General features: G+C 73.8%; 14 protein-coding genes. 6 read left to right on the top strand and 8 right to left on the bottom strand.

Going from position 1 to position 14,592, the window contains the following annotated elements; genetic code table 11:
• Positions 1–6 precede the first annotated feature (6 nt).
• Both ABTW95_RS20305 and ABTW95_RS20300 read right to left on the bottom strand, forming a co-directional pair.
• Positions 7–969, bottom strand: a complete 963-nt coding sequence (locus ABTW95_RS20305) for a quinone oxidoreductase family protein (protein WP_500227087.1) — start codon at positions 967–969, stop codon at positions 7–9.
• A 109-nt stretch (positions 970–1,078) separates the two neighbouring features.
• The gene (locus ABTW95_RS20300; protein ID WP_500227086.1) at positions 1,079–1,843 is read right to left on the bottom strand and encodes a TetR family transcriptional regulator; all 765 of its coding nucleotides are present in this window, start codon (positions 1,841–1,843) and stop codon (positions 1,079–1,081) included.
• 318 nt (positions 1,844–2,161) lie between these two features.
• On the opposite strand from ABTW95_RS20300, the gene ABTW95_RS20295 reads away from it, so the two are divergent.
• From ABTW95_RS20295 to ABTW95_RS20285, 3 genes are all read left to right on the top strand, one after another.
• Positions 2,162–2,434: a hypothetical protein gene (locus tag ABTW95_RS20295; RefSeq protein WP_396445127.1), complete on the top strand. Its 273-nt coding sequence runs from the start codon at positions 2,162–2,164 to the stop codon at positions 2,432–2,434.
• Positions 2,435–2,542: 108 nt separating this feature from the next.
• The gene (locus ABTW95_RS20290; RefSeq protein WP_176405780.1) at positions 2,543–2,818 is read left to right on the top strand and encodes a DUF6504 family protein; all 276 of its coding nucleotides are present in this window, start codon (positions 2,543–2,545) and stop codon (positions 2,816–2,818) included.
• 1 nt (position 2,819) lies between these two features.
• Entirely contained in the window at positions 2,820–6,152 is a 3,333-nt protein-coding gene (locus ABTW95_RS20285) for a DNA polymerase III subunit alpha (RefSeq protein ID WP_500227085.1), read from the top strand.
• Here the strand turns inward: ABTW95_RS20285 and ABTW95_RS20280 are convergent.
• The 4 genes from ABTW95_RS20280 to ABTW95_RS20265 form a co-directional block, all read right to left on the bottom strand.
• On the bottom strand, positions 6,149–6,829 hold the full coding sequence (locus ABTW95_RS20280; RefSeq protein ID WP_396445125.1) for a DUF4328 domain-containing protein: 681 nt from the start codon (positions 6,827–6,829) through the stop codon (positions 6,149–6,151). The two genes, ABTW95_RS20285 and ABTW95_RS20280, sit on opposite strands and share 4 nt — an antisense overlap.
• Positions 6,830–6,928: 99 nt before the next feature.
• The gene (locus ABTW95_RS20275) at positions 6,929–7,261 is read right to left on the bottom strand and encodes a hypothetical protein (RefSeq protein ID WP_396445124.1); all 333 of its coding nucleotides are present in this window, start codon (positions 7,259–7,261) and stop codon (positions 6,929–6,931) included.
• A 92-nt stretch (positions 7,262–7,353) separates the two neighbouring features.
• Positions 7,354–8,001, bottom strand: coding sequence for a response regulator (locus ABTW95_RS20270; RefSeq protein WP_396445123.1), 648 nt, complete (start codon positions 7,999–8,001; stop codon positions 7,354–7,356).
• 27 nt (positions 8,002–8,028) lie between these two features.
• Positions 8,029–9,222 carry a sensor histidine kinase gene (locus ABTW95_RS20265; protein ID WP_500227084.1) on the bottom strand — a complete coding sequence of 398 codons (1,194 nt, stop codon included), beginning with the start codon at positions 9,220–9,222 and terminating at the stop codon, positions 8,029–8,031.
• 261 nt (positions 9,223–9,483) lie between these two features.
• On the opposite strand from ABTW95_RS20265, the gene ABTW95_RS20260 reads away from it, so the two are divergent.
• From ABTW95_RS20260 to ABTW95_RS20250, 3 genes are all read left to right on the top strand, one after another.
• Positions 9,484–9,687, top strand: a complete 204-nt coding sequence (locus tag ABTW95_RS20260) for a hypothetical protein (protein ID WP_396445121.1) — start codon at positions 9,484–9,486, stop codon at positions 9,685–9,687.
• Between the two features lie 139 nt (positions 9,688–9,826).
• Positions 9,827–10,618 (top strand): methyltransferase domain-containing protein, encoded by a 792-nt coding sequence (locus tag ABTW95_RS20255; protein WP_500227083.1) that lies wholly within the window; start codon positions 9,827–9,829, stop codon positions 10,616–10,618.
• Positions 10,619–10,673: 55 nt separating this feature from the next.
• A complete protein-coding gene (locus tag ABTW95_RS20250; protein WP_500227082.1) occupies positions 10,674–11,474 on the top strand; it encodes an SAM-dependent methyltransferase in 801 nt (266 codons plus the stop codon).
• Here the strand turns inward: ABTW95_RS20250 and ABTW95_RS20245 are convergent, their stop codons facing one another.
• Together ABTW95_RS20245 and ABTW95_RS20240 are read right to left on the bottom strand one after the other, a co-directional pair.
• Complete coding sequence (locus ABTW95_RS20245; protein ID WP_396445118.1) at positions 11,475–12,650, bottom strand: cytochrome P450; 1,176 nt, start codon at positions 12,648–12,650, stop codon at positions 11,475–11,477.
• 144 nt (positions 12,651–12,794) lie between these two features.
• Positions 12,795–14,504, bottom strand: coding sequence for an acetolactate synthase large subunit (locus ABTW95_RS20240; RefSeq protein WP_500227081.1), 1,710 nt, complete (start codon positions 14,502–14,504; stop codon positions 12,795–12,797).
• Between the last annotated feature and the right edge of the window lie 88 nt (positions 14,505–14,592).

The raw sequence follows: 14,592 nt of genomic DNA, 5'->3' as shown, positions 1-14,592 counted from the left end.
AGGCGGTCAGGGAATCAGCAGGAGCTTGCCGGTGGTGCGCCGCGCCTCCAGATCGGTGTGCGCCGCGGCGGCGTCGGCGAGGTCGTAGCGGTGCCCGACGTGCACCTTCACGGCGCCCGACGCCACCCAGCCGTAGACGTCGGAGGCGCGCTCCAGCAGCTCCTCGCGCTTCTCCACGAAGTGGCCGAGCGACGGCCGCGTCAGGTACACCGACCCGGCGCTGTTGAGCCGCTGCGGGTCGAACGGCGGCACCGGGCCGCCCGCCGCCCCGTACAGCGCGAGGGTGCCGCGCCGCCGCAGGCACGCCAGGCTCCCGTCGAACGTGGGCGCCCCGACGCCGTCGTACACGACGGCGACGCCCTCGCCGCCGGTCAGCTCCCTGACCCGCTCGGCGAAGCCGTCGTAGTTCATCGTGACGTCCGCGCCCGCGTCCTTGGCGAGCCGCTCCTTCTCCGGGGTGGACGCCGTGCCGATGACGCGCGCGCCGAGCGCCTTGGCCGCCTGGGTGAGCAGCAGGCCCATCCCGCCGGCCGCCGCGTGCACGAGGACGGTGTCGCCCGCCTGGACCGGGTACGTCGAGCGGGTCAGGTAGTGCGCGGTCATGCCCTGCAGCAGCGACGCCGCCGCGTCGTCGAGCCCGACGCCGTCCGGCACCGGGACGACCTTGTCCGCCGGGATGGCGGCCTTCTCCGCGTAGGCGCCCTGCACGTTGACCCACGCGACGCGGTCGCCCACCGAGAACTCGCGGACGCCCTCGCCGACCGCGGCGACCGTCCCCGCCGCCTCCACGCCCGGCGTGTACGGGAGGTCCTGCGGGTACCGGCCCATCCGGAAGTACACGTCGATGAAGTTGACGCCGGCCGCCGCGACGTCGATCAGCACCTCGCCGGGGCCGGGCTCCGGGGCGGGACGCTCCGCCTCCTTCAGGACTTCGGGTCCGCCGTTCTCGGTGACGACGATCGCGCGCATTGGGTCCTCCTCGGCTCGGAAACGCGTGCTTGGAAATCGGCGATCTCGGAAACCGGGGCGTCCCGCCGGCTATTCCGCGCGGGCGGGGCGTGCCCCGCGGGCGGGGCGGTCAGACCCAGTCGCGCATCGTCCGCCCCGCGAGCGTCACGGCCTCCTCGACGCGGGCCGCGACCGTCCCGGCGTCCCAGATGTCGCGGCGGGCGCACTCCTCGAACGCGACCTTGACCGCCGCCAGGTAGAACGCGACGACGATCCGCGGCCGCAGGTCGTGCTCCAGGTCGACGTCCTCGCGCCGCGCGATCTCGGCGGCGAGCGCCTCCGCCGACGCGGAGTACCGGGCCATCTGCGCGGCCATCAGCGCCGGCGTCGCCTCGATCACCTGCCGGACGCGGCGGAACCGGGCGCCCTCGGCCGGGTCGCTCTCGGCGATCGTGCGCAGCGCCACGCGCAGCGACTCGAACAGCGCGGTGAACGGCCGCTCGCCGGGCGGGCGCGCCGCCAGCGCCTCCAGGAGCACCTGGTCGTACTCGCTGAGGAAGCCGGTGACGACGTCCTCCTTGGTGGCGAAGTAGCGGAAGAACGTCCGCTGCGACACGTCCACCGCCGCCACGATCTCGTCGATCGTCGTGGCCTCGTAGCCCTTGGCGAGGAACAGGTCAAGGGCCGCGTCGATGAGCGCGAGCCGGGTCCGCTGCTTCTTGCGCTCGCGGAGCCCGGCCAGGGCGCGCCCCTGCCCGGAGGCATGCCCGGAGGCATGCCCGGAGGCATGCCTGGAGGCATGCCTGGAGGCATGCCCGGAGGCATGGCCCGGGCCGGGATCGGAGGCGGGGCCGGACATGGGGCCTGACGGGTCGCCGGCGGGGACGGCGCTCATCGGCTCGCTCCTTCTGTCTGCATGACGCGGGCACGGCATGCCCATCTCACAGAGGCTTCTATCACGGACGGACCCTCCGCATGCGGGCGGGTTCCGGCCGCCGGAAGGCGCCCCGGCGCCGATTGGCGCACGGGTGCGCGGCGCGTCGCGCCCCTCCCGGGGATCCATCCCCCCGAGAACGGGAAACAGCCGTCCCACTCTCCGGATTCTCCCCGCGCGGCCGCGGATTTCGGGTCATGCTGAGAGCCGGTCACCATTCGTCGCCGCATGATCGCTCAAGGTCATCGGGACGGTTCGGACCGTGATGAGGCGGCTGATGTGTCAGTAGTCGATGGGCGCGAGATCGCCGAGACGCGCCGGCGCCACCTCGCGGCGCTCGCCCGCGAGGTCGAGGCCCGCGGCCTGGCCTGGAGGCTCACCGGCCCCGGGGAGTCGCTGCTGGCCGTCTACGGCCCGCGCTCGGGGCGCCGGCTCATGGTCGTCGCGACCCCCGCCGGCGACGGCTGGTCCTATCTGTGGCCGGACGGCGGCATCGCCGACGTGGCCGACGCCGCCGCGGCGGCCGACCAACTGACCCGCCTCCTGACCTGATATCCGCCTTGCCCCGGGACCGGCGGCTTCCCTAGACTCCGATGCGAACGTTTGTTCGAACGGCCGCATGTTCCCTTCCCCCGTGCGGTGAGCGCGAGGGGGAGGCAGATGACACGCGTGTTCGGCGATCCGGTGGACGTCTGGGTGAGCGACGGCCGTCCGGTCCGGTTCGTCTGGCGCGGCCGGCTCTACGCCGTGCGGCGGGTGCTGGAGCACTGGGTCACGACCCGCGACTGGTGGCGGGAGCAGCAGCCCGCCGGCGAGGCCACCGGCGAGCGGGAGTTCTGGCGGGTCGAGGCGACCCCGGACAGGGAGATCGGCGTCTACGAGCTGCGGTACGACGTGGCCGCCGACAGCTGGCTGCTCTCCCGGGTATGGGATTGACGTGCACATTCATGTCGCTTCGGGCTATTCGCTCCGCTACGGCGTCGCCACCCCGGCGGCGCTGGCCGAGCGCGCCGCGGGCCTCGGCATGGAGACGCTCGCGCTGACCGACCGGGACGGGCTGTACGGGGCCGTCCGGCACGTCCGGGCCTGCGCGGAGGCCGGGATCGGCGCGGTCGTCGGCGCCGATCTGCGCGTCGCCTCCACCGGCGAGGAGCGCGTCGTGGTGCTCGCCGAGGGACGGGCCGGATGGCGGTCGCTGTGCCGGCTGGTGTCCGCGGCGCACGCGGCCGGCGAGCGCGGGAACCCCGTGGTGACGCGGGAGATGGTCGCCGCGCACGCCGACGGGCTCGTCGTGCTGCTCGGCCCGGCGTCCGACGTGGGGCGGGCCGTCGCCGGGCGGCGCCCGGACGTCGCGGCGGCGCGGCTGGACGCCTGGCGCGCGGCGGCCGAGACCGCGATCGAGATCGTGAACCACTACGGCCGCGGCGACGGCCCGCGGGCCGCCCGGATGCTGGCCCTCGCCCGCGCGGCGGGGGTGCCCGCCGTGCTCGGCAACGCCGTCCGGTACCTGGATCCGGCCGACCACCCGGTCGCGCAGGTGCTGGACGCGGCGCGCAGGCTCGTCCCGCTGGACCGGCGGCACCTGGACGATCGCACCGGGCAGGCCTACCTGAAGCCGGTCCCGGAGATGCGCCTGGCCGCGGAGCGCGCCTGCGGCGCCGGCGAGGCGGACGCGCTGCTCGGCGCGACCCGGAGGCTCTCCGAGCGCTGCGTCCTGGACCCCGGCCGCGATCTCGGCATGGACGACGTCCACCTGCCCGCCGTGGCGGGCGACCCGTACGCGCGGCTCGTCGCGCGGTGCGCGGAGGGGATGGCGCGGCGCGGGCTCGACGGGTCGCGCGAGGCCGCCGACCGGCTCGACCGGGAACTCGGCGTCATCGCCCGGAAGGGACTGGCGCCGTACTTCCTCACGGTCGCGGACGCCGCCGCGCTGATCCGGGAGCGCGGCATCCGCTGCGCGATCCGCGGCTCGGGCGCGGGCAGCCTGGTCAACTACCTGCTCGGCATCGGCGACCTCGACCCGCTGCGGCACGACCTGCTCATGGAGCGGTTCCTCGCCGACAGCCGGGAGGGGCTGCCCGACATCGACCTGGACGTGGAGTCGGCGCGCCGGCTGGAGGCGTACCGGGCGCTGTTCGACCGGTTCGGCGCCGAGAGCACGGCGTGCGTGTCGATGATGGAGACCTACCGGGCGCGCAGCGCGCTCCGCGACGTCGGCAACGCCGTCGGGCTCCCGCCGGCGGAGATCGACGCGATCGCCAAGGCGTTCCCGCGGATCCGGGCGAGCCAGATCCGCGCGGCGCTGGACGACCTGCCCGAGCTGCGGCAGAGCAACCTGGCGGCGGGCCGCCTGGAGGTGCTGTTCCGGATCGCCGAGCGGCTGGACGGCCTGCCCCGTCACATCGCGATGCACCCGTGCGGCGTGCTGCTGTCGAATCCGACGCTGCGGGACCGGACGCCGGTCGAGCAGGCCGCCGTCGGGTTCCCGATGAGCCAGTTCGACAAGGACGGCGTCGAGGCGATGGGCCTGCTCAAGCTCGACGTCATCGGCGTGCGGATGCAGTCGGCGATGGCGCACGCGGTGGCGGAGGTCAGGCGGCTGTCGGGGGAGGAGATCGTCCTGGAGGACGTCCCGCGCGACGATCCCGCGACGTTCGCGCTGATCCGCACGTCCCGGACGCTCGGCTGCTTCCAGATCGAGTCGCCCGGCCAGCGCGACCTGATCGGCCGGCTCCAGCCGCGCGACCTGGACGACCTGGTCATCGACATCTCGCTGTTCCGGCCGGGCCCGGTCAACTCCGACATGGTGAACCCGTTCCTGGAGGCGCGGGCGGGGACCCGCGAGCCCGCCTACCCGCATCCCGACCTCGAACCGGTGCTGCGGGAGAGCCTCGGCGTGGTCGTCTTCCACGAGCAGGTGCTCCGCGTCATCGACGTCATGACCGGCTGCGGCCTGTCGACGGCGGAGGCGGCGCGGCGGAGCCTCGGCGACGAGCGCGGCCAGGCGGCGGTCGGCGCCTGGTTCCGGGAGCGGGCGCTGGCGCGCGGCTACGGCGGGCCGGTCGTCGACCGCGTCTGGCGGATGCTGACCGCGTTCGGCGCGTTCGGCTTCTGCAAGGCGCACGCGGCGTCGTTCGCGCTGCCCACCTACCAGTCGGCCTGGCTGAAACGGCACCACACGGCCGCGTTCTACGCGGGCGTCCTCACCCACGACCCCGGCATGTACCCCAAGCGGGTCATCCTTGACGACGCACGCCATTTCGGCGTCCCGATCCTGCCGCTGGACGTCAACCGCTCGGCCGCCGCCTGGCACGCCGAACCGGTGTCCGAGGGCGGGCCGACCGGGATCAGGGTCGCGCTGAGCGAGGTCAAGGGCATCTCCGACGCCGAGGTCGGCGCGATCGTGGACGAGCGGCCGTACGCCTCGCTGGCCGACTTCTGGCGCCGCGCCAAGGTGTCCCGCCCGACCGCCGAGCGGCTCGTGCTGGCGGGCGCGTTCGACACCGTCCACGGCGGCGTCCCGCGCCGCGACCTGCTCTGCCGCGTCGGCGCCCTGGACCGCGCCACCGCCGGCCCGGCCCCGGTCGAGGGCCAGCTCGCCCTCGCCGACGACCGCACCGGCCGGGAGATCGACTTCGCCGACGCCGTCCCGGCGGGGGAACTGCCGCCGATGACGCCCGCCGAGGTCGTGGAGGCGGAGCTGGACATCCTCGGCATGGACGTGAGCCGGCACGTCCTGACCTTCTACGACGCGCTGCTCGCCGGGCTCGGCGTCGTCCGCGCCGCCGACCTGCCGCGGCGGCCCGACAAGAGCGAGGTCCTGGTCGCCGGGGTCAAGGTCGCCACGCAGACCCCGGCGGTCCGGTCGGGGCAGCGCGTCATCTTCGCCACGCTGGACGACGCCACCGGCCCGGTCGACCTCACGTTCTTCGAGTCGGTGCAGGACCGGTGCGCCGCCACCGTGTTCGGCTCCTGGCTGCTCGTCGCCCGCGGACGCGTCCGCCGCGCCGGGGACCGCGCGGTCTCGATCACCGCGAACGCCTGCTGGGACCTGAACGCCCTGCACGAGGAGTGGCGCCGGGGCGGGCCGGACGCCGTCCGCGCCGCCATGGGCGAGACCGCCTCGCACGGCCGCCCGGTCGGCCGCCGCGTCGTCCACCCGACGGGCTTCGCGACGTCCCCGTACGCCGACATCGGCCACGCCGGGCCCGCCATCAAGCGCCCCCCGAGGGGCGCCCTCTGGCACGCAAGCCCGGGCAGTTCCGGCTAGCTCTCCCGGACGAGCTGGAGGCGGGTGATCTGGAAGACGGTGGCCATGCACAGGGCTGCGGCGAGGGCCTGGAACGCGGCGGCGGCGACGCCGAGGTGGACGTCGAAGCGCGCCTCGGCGAGCGTGTTGACGCTGCCGTGGGTGAACGCGTGCCCGAGGAGCAGCCCCAGCAGGGCGCAGACCCACCAGGCGGCCACGACGAGCCCGGCGGCCTGCCGCTCGGCCGTCCGGTACCGGCCGCTGTTCACCCAGACCTCGTAGACCGTCCGGGGCGGCAGCCACAGGTTGACGACGGGCAGGAACCAGCCGAGCAGCACCCAGGCGCGATGGTGCCGGTGCGGGCCCGGCGACTGCCGGAACGCCCGCCACAGCCAGGTGAGGTAGAGCAGCCCGGTGAACGCGGCCATGATCGCGCCGATGGTGAACACGTCCGCGTAGGGGGCGAGGGCGTTGCCGGTGGCCACCGCGTCATAGCTGTCGTGCGTCGCCCCCCGCAGCGGATGCGCGAACCTCAGCAGGCTGATCCCCGCGCCGAGCGCGACGAACGCGTTGAAGCCGAGCAGCATGAACACGGCCACGCCGACCGCGCGGAAATCGCGGCGGCGCGCCCACGCCCCGCACGCCGGGCACCGGTCGACCTCGGTCGGGATGATGTCGCCGCACAGCGCGCACGGCATGGTCCACCTCCCTCGGCCTTTGCGGTCGCTTGCTCTGGATACTACGTAGGTTTGACTGGCCCGGCCCAACGCGGGTTCACACCGCGTGCTCCGGATTCGTCACGGCCGGAACACGAGCCACATGACGGCGCATCCGGCGGCGGCGGTGGCGGCGGCCCACGCGGCGAGCCGGCCGAGGCCGCCCGTGGCCAGCAGCCGCTCGGGACGGAACCCGGTCACCGCGAGCAGCGCCCACCATTCGGCGGTGAGCGCGACCGTCGCGTACAGCGACCCGAAGCCGATCAGCGAGAAGAGCAGCACGGTCCCGGCCGGGGTCGCGATGTGCGCGAACAGCGCGGGGCCGCGCGCCGGGCCGGGCAGGCCCCGGCGCAGCCCCGCGAGGACGGCGGCCCAGCCGGCGCCGCCCAGCGCCCAGATGACCAGGACGGTCACGGGCAGCCCGTTCAGCGACTCCGGTGCCAGTGCCGTGTTCCTTCCCCGAGTGGTCGTGGTCCCCCTTGCGTGCGCCGCGTGCCGGGTCGTCGTCAGGTCATGAGGCCCGACTCCCACGCCCACGCGGCCGTCTCCACCCGGTTCCGGGTGCCCAGCTTGCGGTGGACGCTCCCGAGATGGGTCTTGACCGTGGACAGCGACACGAACAGCGCCCCGGCGATCTCCTCGTTCGTCCGGCCGCGCGCGACCAGCCGGACCACGTCCAGCTCCCGGTCGGTGAGCGGCTCGCGCGGCGCGGCGGCCGCCGGGCGCGGCTTCGCCAGCCGCTCCAGCAGCCGGACGGTGATGGACGGCGACACCAGCGACCCGCCGTTCGCCGCCGCGCGGACCGCCTCCACCAGCAGCGCGGGCCCGCTGTCCTTGAGCAGGAACCCGACCGCGCCGCCGCGCAGCGCCCCGTAGACGTACTCGTCCATGTCGAACGTGGTGACGATCACGATGCGCGGCGGGTCGGGCACGCCCGGGCCGGCCAGCGCGCGGGTCGCCTCCAGGCCGTCCATCGCCGGCATCCGGATGTCGAACAGGCACACGTCGGGGCGGAGGCGGCGGGCCAGCGCGACGGCCGCCGCGCCGTCGGCGGCCTCCCCGACGACCTCCATGTCGGGCTGCGAGTCGACGATCATCCGGAACCCGGTCCGGACCATCTCCTGATCGTCGGCGACGAGTACGCGGATGGCCACATGGCCGATTCTGTCAGCATTTCCGGATCACCGCTCCCCGGCCGGCAGCAGCGCGACGACCTCCCAGCCGCCCTCCGGGCGCGGGCCCGCGCGCAGCCGCCCGCCGAGCGCGCCGACCCGCTCGGCCAGCCCGGTCAGCCCGAACCCGCCGGACGGCAGCATCCGGCCGCGGCCCCGCCCGTCGTCCCGCACCGCCACCTCGACGTCGCCGCCGGCCCGCGCGAGCGTGACCCGCACGGTCGCGGCGTCCGCGGCGTGCTTGCGGATGTTGGTCAGCGCCTCCTGCACCACGCGGTGCGCGGACGCGGCCACCTCCGGCGGCAGCGCGCCGAGGTCGGGCGCGAGCGTCAGCGTCGCCGGCGGGTGGGCGAACCCGGCGACGAGCTCGCGGAGCTGGGCGAGGTCGCCGACGGGGCGGGTGGCGGAGCCGGTGTCGGCGAGGGCCTCCCCGTCCGGCGCGTTGACGTGCTGCGCGTCCCGCAGCAGGCCGACCATGCGGCGCATCGAGGTCAGCGCCTCGGTGCCGGCCTTCTCGATCCCGCCGAACATCGTGTCGAGCTCCTCCGGCGACTGCCCGGCCCCCGCCCGCGCCGCGAACCGCGCCGCCTGCGCCTGGACGACGATGCCCGTCACGTGGTGGGCGACGAAGTCGTGCAGGTCGCGGGCCAGCTCCAGCCGCTCGTCCCGGCGCGCCGCCGCCAGCGCCCGGGCCCGCCGCGCGTCCAGCGCCCGCAGGTAGAGGCCGACGCCGAGGGCGATCGACACCGTGATGCCGAGCGGGGCGGTGAACAGCGCCCCGCCGAGCACCGACCAGCGCAGCGGCGTCGCGAGGACCGCGGCGCCGAGCAGGAGCGCCAGCGGGACGAGCTGCTCGCGCCGGGTCTTCCACGCGACCCGCGCGATCACGATCAGCAGCCCGCCGATCTCCGCGAGCACGCCCGGGGTGCCCCACGACGGCCGGACCGCCGTCCCGACGTAGAGGGTGGTGAGCGCCGACAGCACCCCGGCCGCGGCCGCCCACGGGACGAGCCGCTCGGAGAGCGCCGCGGCGTTGGCGACGGCGGCGACGGCCACCATCCACACGATGGACGCGTTGTGGTACCCGATGGCCAGGCAGACCAGCAGGAACAGGGACGCGAACACGGCGTACGCGATGCGCACCAGGCAGCCGCCCACCGAGTGGAGGCGGTCCAGCCGTGCCCCGAGGTCGCTCACGTCCATGGAGGGTACGGCCCCCGGGCGGGCACCGGATCGGCCGAACGGCCGATCCGGTGCCCGCCGCAGCTCGTCCGGACGGTCCCGTGGGTCGAATGAACATTCGAGAATGTCAGACCCGCCCCGTAGCGTTGACCACGTGATTTGAGCGACACCCGGGAACAGGCGTCGAACCCAGGGGCTTGTAATCACGTACTTGGGGTATGTGACAACCGGTGGCACCCGCACAGGAGCGGCCCACCGGGGTTCAAGGAAGGGGTGTTGGGCATGAGCGCAGCGACCGGCACGTTCCATCTCTCCCACCCGCGGCTCGACGGGCCCGCCGAGCGGACCATCGTGGAGCCGTGGCTCACCGAGCTTTCCCACGCGTCGCTGAACGCCTACGCCGAGCCCGCGCCCGCCCTGGCCCCGGTCGAGGCCCTGCCCGTCCGGCAGCTGCCCGCCCGCCGGCGCATCGCCGCCGCGGCCTGACGCACCAGCGAAGAAGGGGACCGAGGTTCTGCCTCGGTCCCCTTTTCCTTTGATCACCTGTCTCATATATTGAGATCTAGTTCTCAAAGTCTGAGAAGTCGTCGTACGGTGGGAATCACCGGACAGAGAGGTGATCCCGATGCCGACCTACACCCACGGCCACCACAGGACCGTCCTGAGCTCGCACCAGTGGCGGACGGTCGAGAACTCCGCCGCCTACCTGGTCGAGCACCTGCGGGCCGGGCAGAGCGTCCTGGACGTGGGCTGCGGCCCCGGCACGATCACCGCCGGCCTGGCGGAACGCGTCGCGCCCGGCCGGGTCGTCGCCGCCGACTCCGCCGAGGCCGTCCTGGACGAGGCCCGCAAGAGCACCGCCGCCCTGGACAACGTCGAGTTCGCCGTCGCGGACGTCCACGCCCTGGACTTCCCCGATGACACCTTCGACGTCGTCCACGCCCACCAGGTGCTGCAGCACGTCGCCGACCCCGTGCGGGCGCTGCGCGAGATGCGCCGGGTCGCCAGGCCCGGCGGGATCGTCGCCGCCCGCGACGCCGACTTCGGCACGATGATCTGGTACCCGGAGCCGCCCGCCATGGACGCCTGGCTGCCGGTCTACTACCGGGTGGCCCGCGGCAACGGCGGCGAGCCCGACGCCGGCCGCCGCCTGGTCTCCTGGGCCCGCGCCGCCGGCTTCGCCGACGTCGCCGCGTCCGCGTCCGCCTGGTGCTACGCCACCCCGGAGGAACGCGAATGGTGGAGCGAGTCCTGGGGCGGCCGCATGGTCGGATCGTCCGTCGCGGACCACGCCGTCGCGGGCGGCCACGCGACCCGCGAGGAACTGCGGAGGATCTACGAGGGCTGGAAGGAGTGGGCCGCCGCCGAGGACGGCTGGTTCTCGGTGACCCATGGCGAAATCGTGTGCCGCGCCTGACGCAGGGGGATTCCGGGGATAAGGTGGCTTTCCTTCCTAGCCCCACGGAGATTCCGTGCCATCGACCTTCGACACCGCGGTGCCCAACATCGCGCGCATCTATGACGCGATGCTCGGCGGCAAGGACAATTTCGCCGCCGACAGGGAGGCCGCCGACCGGCTGACCGAGCTGGAGCCGCTCTCGCCCCTGTACGCGCGCGAGCACCGCAGGTACATCGGGCGGGCGGTGCGCCTGATGGCGGGGTACGGGGTCCGCCAGTTCCTCGACATCGGCACGGGCCTGCCCACCATGGAGAACGTCCACCAGATCGCCCACCGGCACGCGCCGGGCTCGCACGTGGTGTACGTCGACAACGACGCGAACGTCTGCGCGCACGCCCGCGCGCTGCTGGCGGACGACCCGGGGACCGTCGCGGTGGTCGAGGAGGACCTGCGCCGCCCGGAGCGGATCATCGACCACCCCGACACCCGGCGATTGATCGATTTCGGGGCGCCGGTCGGCATTCTGGTCACCGGTGTTCTGCATTTCGTTCCGGACGCCGATGACCCGTTCCGGTCACTCGGGGTTCTGGCCGGCGCGATGTGCTCCGGGAGTTACCTGGCCATTTCCCATATAACAGACGAAACCGTGCGGGAAACCCGCCCGTCCGACAACCGTTCCGGGATGGAGGTGTTCGCGAAGAGCAACGCCCCCATGCACTGCCGCAGCCGCGCCGACATCGCGCGCTTCCTGGACGGCCTGGACGTCCACGATCCGGGCATCGTGTGCATTTCGGAATGGCGGGCCCCGGACCCGTCGGTCATCCGGGAGGACCTGCGCGACGTGTGGCTCGCGGGCGTGGCGCGCAAGCCCTGATCAGCGCGGCGCGACCGCCATCGGCAGGGACGCGAACCCCCGGATGTAGGGGGAGTGGGGGCGCCGCGCCCGGGACGGGTCGAGTTCGAAGTCCGCCAGCCGGGCCACCATCTCCTCCAGGACGATCCGCGTCTCCAGCCGCGCCAGCGAGGCGCCGAGGCAGTAGTGCGGGCCGCTCCCGAACGTCACCATCCGGGACGTGTCGCGGTCGAGGTCGAACTCCTCGGGGCGCTCGAAGACGCGCGGATCCCGGTTGGCGGCGCCGGGGAGCAGCACGATCCGCGCTCCGGCGGGCACCGCGACGCCGTGCAGCTCGATGTCCTCGGTGAGGGTCCGCAGCTGCGTCGGGGCCGCGGTGTCGTAGCGCAGCGTCTCCTCGATCCAGTCGGGGATCCGGCCCGCGAACGCCTTGGCCCGCTGCCCGGGATGCCGCCACGCCCAGTACCAGGCGTTGCCGATCAGGTTGGCCGTGGTCTCGTTGCCCGCCCCGACCAGCAGGTGCAGGAACGCGATGATCTCGTCGTCGGTCAGCGGCTCCTCGTCCACGGCGGCGTCCAGCAGCGCCGAGGCCAGGTCGTCGCGCCGCCGGCGGCGCCGGTCGGCCACGATCTCCGCGAAGTGCCCGACCAGCTCCAGCAGGGCCGCGAGGCCCTCCGGGCCGATCTCCCGCGTGCCCGGCTCGCGGTGCATCGCCGTGTCCGCCAGCCGGCGCACCTCGGCCCGGTCCGCCTCGGGGACGCCGACCAGCTCCGAGATGACGTCGGTGGGCAGCCGCGCGGCGATCTCGGCGACCAGGTCGAACTCGCCCAGGCCGAAGGCCGCCTCGACATGGCCCCGGGCGATCACGCGGATGCGGGGCTCCAGCTCGGCGATCCGCCGGGGGGTGAACGCGCGCGACACCAGCCTGCGCATCCGCGTGTGGCGGGGCGGGTCCATCGCGATGAAGGACAGCGCCTCCTGCGCCTGCGGCCCCCAGGCGCGCTTCTCCAGCAGCGGCCCGTTGGCGCTGGAGAACCGCGCCGCGTCGCGGAACGCCGCCACGACGTCGGCGTGCCGGGACAGGGCCCAGAAGTCCAGCTCCTCGTTGCGGTATACGGGCGCCTCGTCCCGCAGCCGCGCGTACACCGGGTACGGGTCCGCGTCCACCTGGTGGAAGTCGTACGGACTGAACTCCACGCCCACCGCCGGGCCTCCCTGCCGCGTCGACGACGCCCCGCCCACAGCTTCGCCCGGATGTCCCCGCGAGGACAGACCAAGATCGCCCCAGGGCCGGAAGCGGCCACTTACCGGGCGGGGCCGGCCGCTGGAAGGGGCCGGTGGCTAGAAGGGGCCGGTGAGGTCGCCCAGCTTGTCGGTCAGCTGCAGGTTGTGGGAGTAGTCGACGGGGACGGTGACGACGGAGACCGCGTCCTCGGCCAGGGCCTTGCGGAGCGTGGGCAGCAGCTCGCCGGCGGACTCCACCCGGTGGCCGCGGGCGCCGAAGCTCTCCGCGTACGCGACGAAGTCGGGGTTGCCGAACCGGGTGTTGGAGCTGGTGCCGAGATCGAGGTCCATCTTCCACTCGATGAGCCCGTAGGCGGAGTCGTCCCAGATCAGCACGGTGATCGGGATGTTCTCGCGGACGGCCGTCTCCAGCTCCTGGGAGTTCATCAGGAACGCGCCGTCGCCCGTCGCGGCGAGGACGGCGCGGTCGGGGTGCGCGAGCTTGGCGGCGATCGCGCCCGGCACGGAGAAGCCCATCGACGACAGGCCGTTGGACACGATCAGCGTGTTCGGCTCGTACGTCGGGTACATGCGGGCCATCCACATCTTCACCGCGCCGGTGTCGGCGAGGACGATGTCCTCGCGTCCCATGGCGGCGCGGACGTCGGCGACGATGCGGCGCGGCGACAGCGGGTAGCCGTCGTCGGTGGCGCCGTCGGCGAGCTCCTCGCGGAGCATCTCGCGGATCCTGCGGCCCGTCGAGTGCAGCTCGTCCGCCGAACGGCCGCGGGCGGAGGCCGCGGGCCGGTCCGGGCCGGCGGCGTCGAAGCGGCGGTGGACGGAGTCGGCGAGCGCGCGCAGGCTCCGGGAGATGTCGCCCTGCACGCCGACCGCGACCGGGTAGTGGTCGTCGACCTCGGCGGGGAACTGGTGGATGTGGATGATCTTCTTGTCGGCCGCCGGGTTGACCTTGACGGGGTCGAACTCCTGCAGCTCGTACCCGACGGCGATGAGGACGTCCGCCTCGTCGAACCCGAAGTTGACGTAGTCGTGCCGCATGAAGCCGACGGCGCCGAGGGCGTTGCGGTGGTCGTCGGGGAAGACGCCCTTGCCGTTGAAGGTGGTCGCGACCGGCAGGCCGAGCCGCTCGGAGAAGGAGACCAGCGCGTCGCTCGCGCCCGCGCGGGTCGCGCCGTGCCCGGCGAGGACGATCGGCCGCCGGGCGAGGGCGAGCACGTCGGCGGCGCGGGCGATCTGGGACGGCGACGGCTCCTGCGTCCGGACGATGTTCACCGGCAGCGGCGCGAGATCGGCGGCGACCTCGGCCGCCTCGACGTCCTCCGGGATGGCCAGGTAGACGGCGCCGGGGCGTTCGGTCTGCGCGGTCTTGAACGCCTTGCGCACCATCTCGGGCAGCGCCTCCGCCCGCGGCGCCAGCTCCGCCCACTTGGTGATCGGGCGGAACAGCGACACCAGGTCGATGATCTGGTGCGACTCCTTGTAGATGCGGTCCAGGCCCACCTGCGCGGAGATCGCGACGACGGGCGTGCTGTTGGTGGTGGCGTCGGCGACGCCGAGCTGGAGGTTGATCGCGCCGGGGCCGAGCGTCGCGGACGCCACGCCCGCGCGGCCGGTCAGCCGGCCGTAGACCTCGGCCATGAACGCCGCGGCCTGCTCGTGCCGGACGAGGATGTAGCGGATGGACGAGTCGGTGAGGGCATGGACGAAATGGATGTTCTCCTCGCCCGGGATGCCGAAGACGTATTCGACGCCCTCCGCCTCAAGGGTCCTGACGAGCAGGCGGGCGGCGTCTTGCTGCGCGGACATCGTGTGTCCCATCTCCAGTCGCGTTTCTCTGGGTGCCTTCTGTGCAGCACCCGGAGGGATACCCCCATTCCTCGCCGCGATGTGGAGT

It is taken from the genome of Spirillospora sp. NPDC127506, assembly GCF_040302145.1.
Lineage (GTDB): Bacteria > Actinomycetota > Actinomycetes > Streptosporangiales > Streptosporangiaceae > Spirillospora.
The sequence above is the reverse complement of the archived record's forward strand: the minus strand, read 5'-3'. Positions and strand labels throughout refer to the sequence as shown.

What these genes read in the sequence shown, in the direction of transcription:
- ABTW95_RS20290 (WP_176405780.1), top strand. Translation starts at nt 2,543, where the DNA reads ATGACACGCGTGTTCGGCGATCCGGTGGACGTCTGGGTGAGCGACGGC.
- ABTW95_RS20300 (WP_500227086.1), bottom strand. Translation starts at nt 1,843, where the DNA reads ATGAGCGCCGTCCCCGCCGGCGACCCGTCAGGCCCCATGTCCGGCCCC.
- ABTW95_RS20260 (WP_396445121.1), top strand. Translation starts at nt 9,484, where the DNA reads ATGAGCGCAGCGACCGGCACGTTCCATCTCTCCCACCCGCGGCTCGAC.
- ABTW95_RS20305 (WP_500227087.1), bottom strand. Translation starts at nt 969, where the DNA reads ATGCGCGCGATCGTCGTCACCGAGAACGGCGGACCCGAAGTCCTGAAG.
- ABTW95_RS20240 (WP_500227081.1), bottom strand. Translation starts at nt 14,504, where the DNA reads ATGTCCGCGCAGCAAGACGCCGCCCGCCTGCTCGTCAGGACCCTTGAG.
- ABTW95_RS20265 (WP_500227084.1), bottom strand. Translation starts at nt 9,222, where the DNA reads ATGGACGTGAGCGACCTCGGGGCACGGCTGGACCGCCTCCACTCGGTG.
- ABTW95_RS20255 (WP_500227083.1), top strand. Translation starts at nt 9,827, where the DNA reads ATGCCGACCTACACCCACGGCCACCACAGGACCGTCCTGAGCTCGCAC.
- ABTW95_RS20280 (WP_396445125.1), bottom strand. Translation starts at nt 6,829, where the DNA reads ATGCCGTGCGCGCTGTGCGGCGACATCATCCCGACCGAGGTCGACCGG.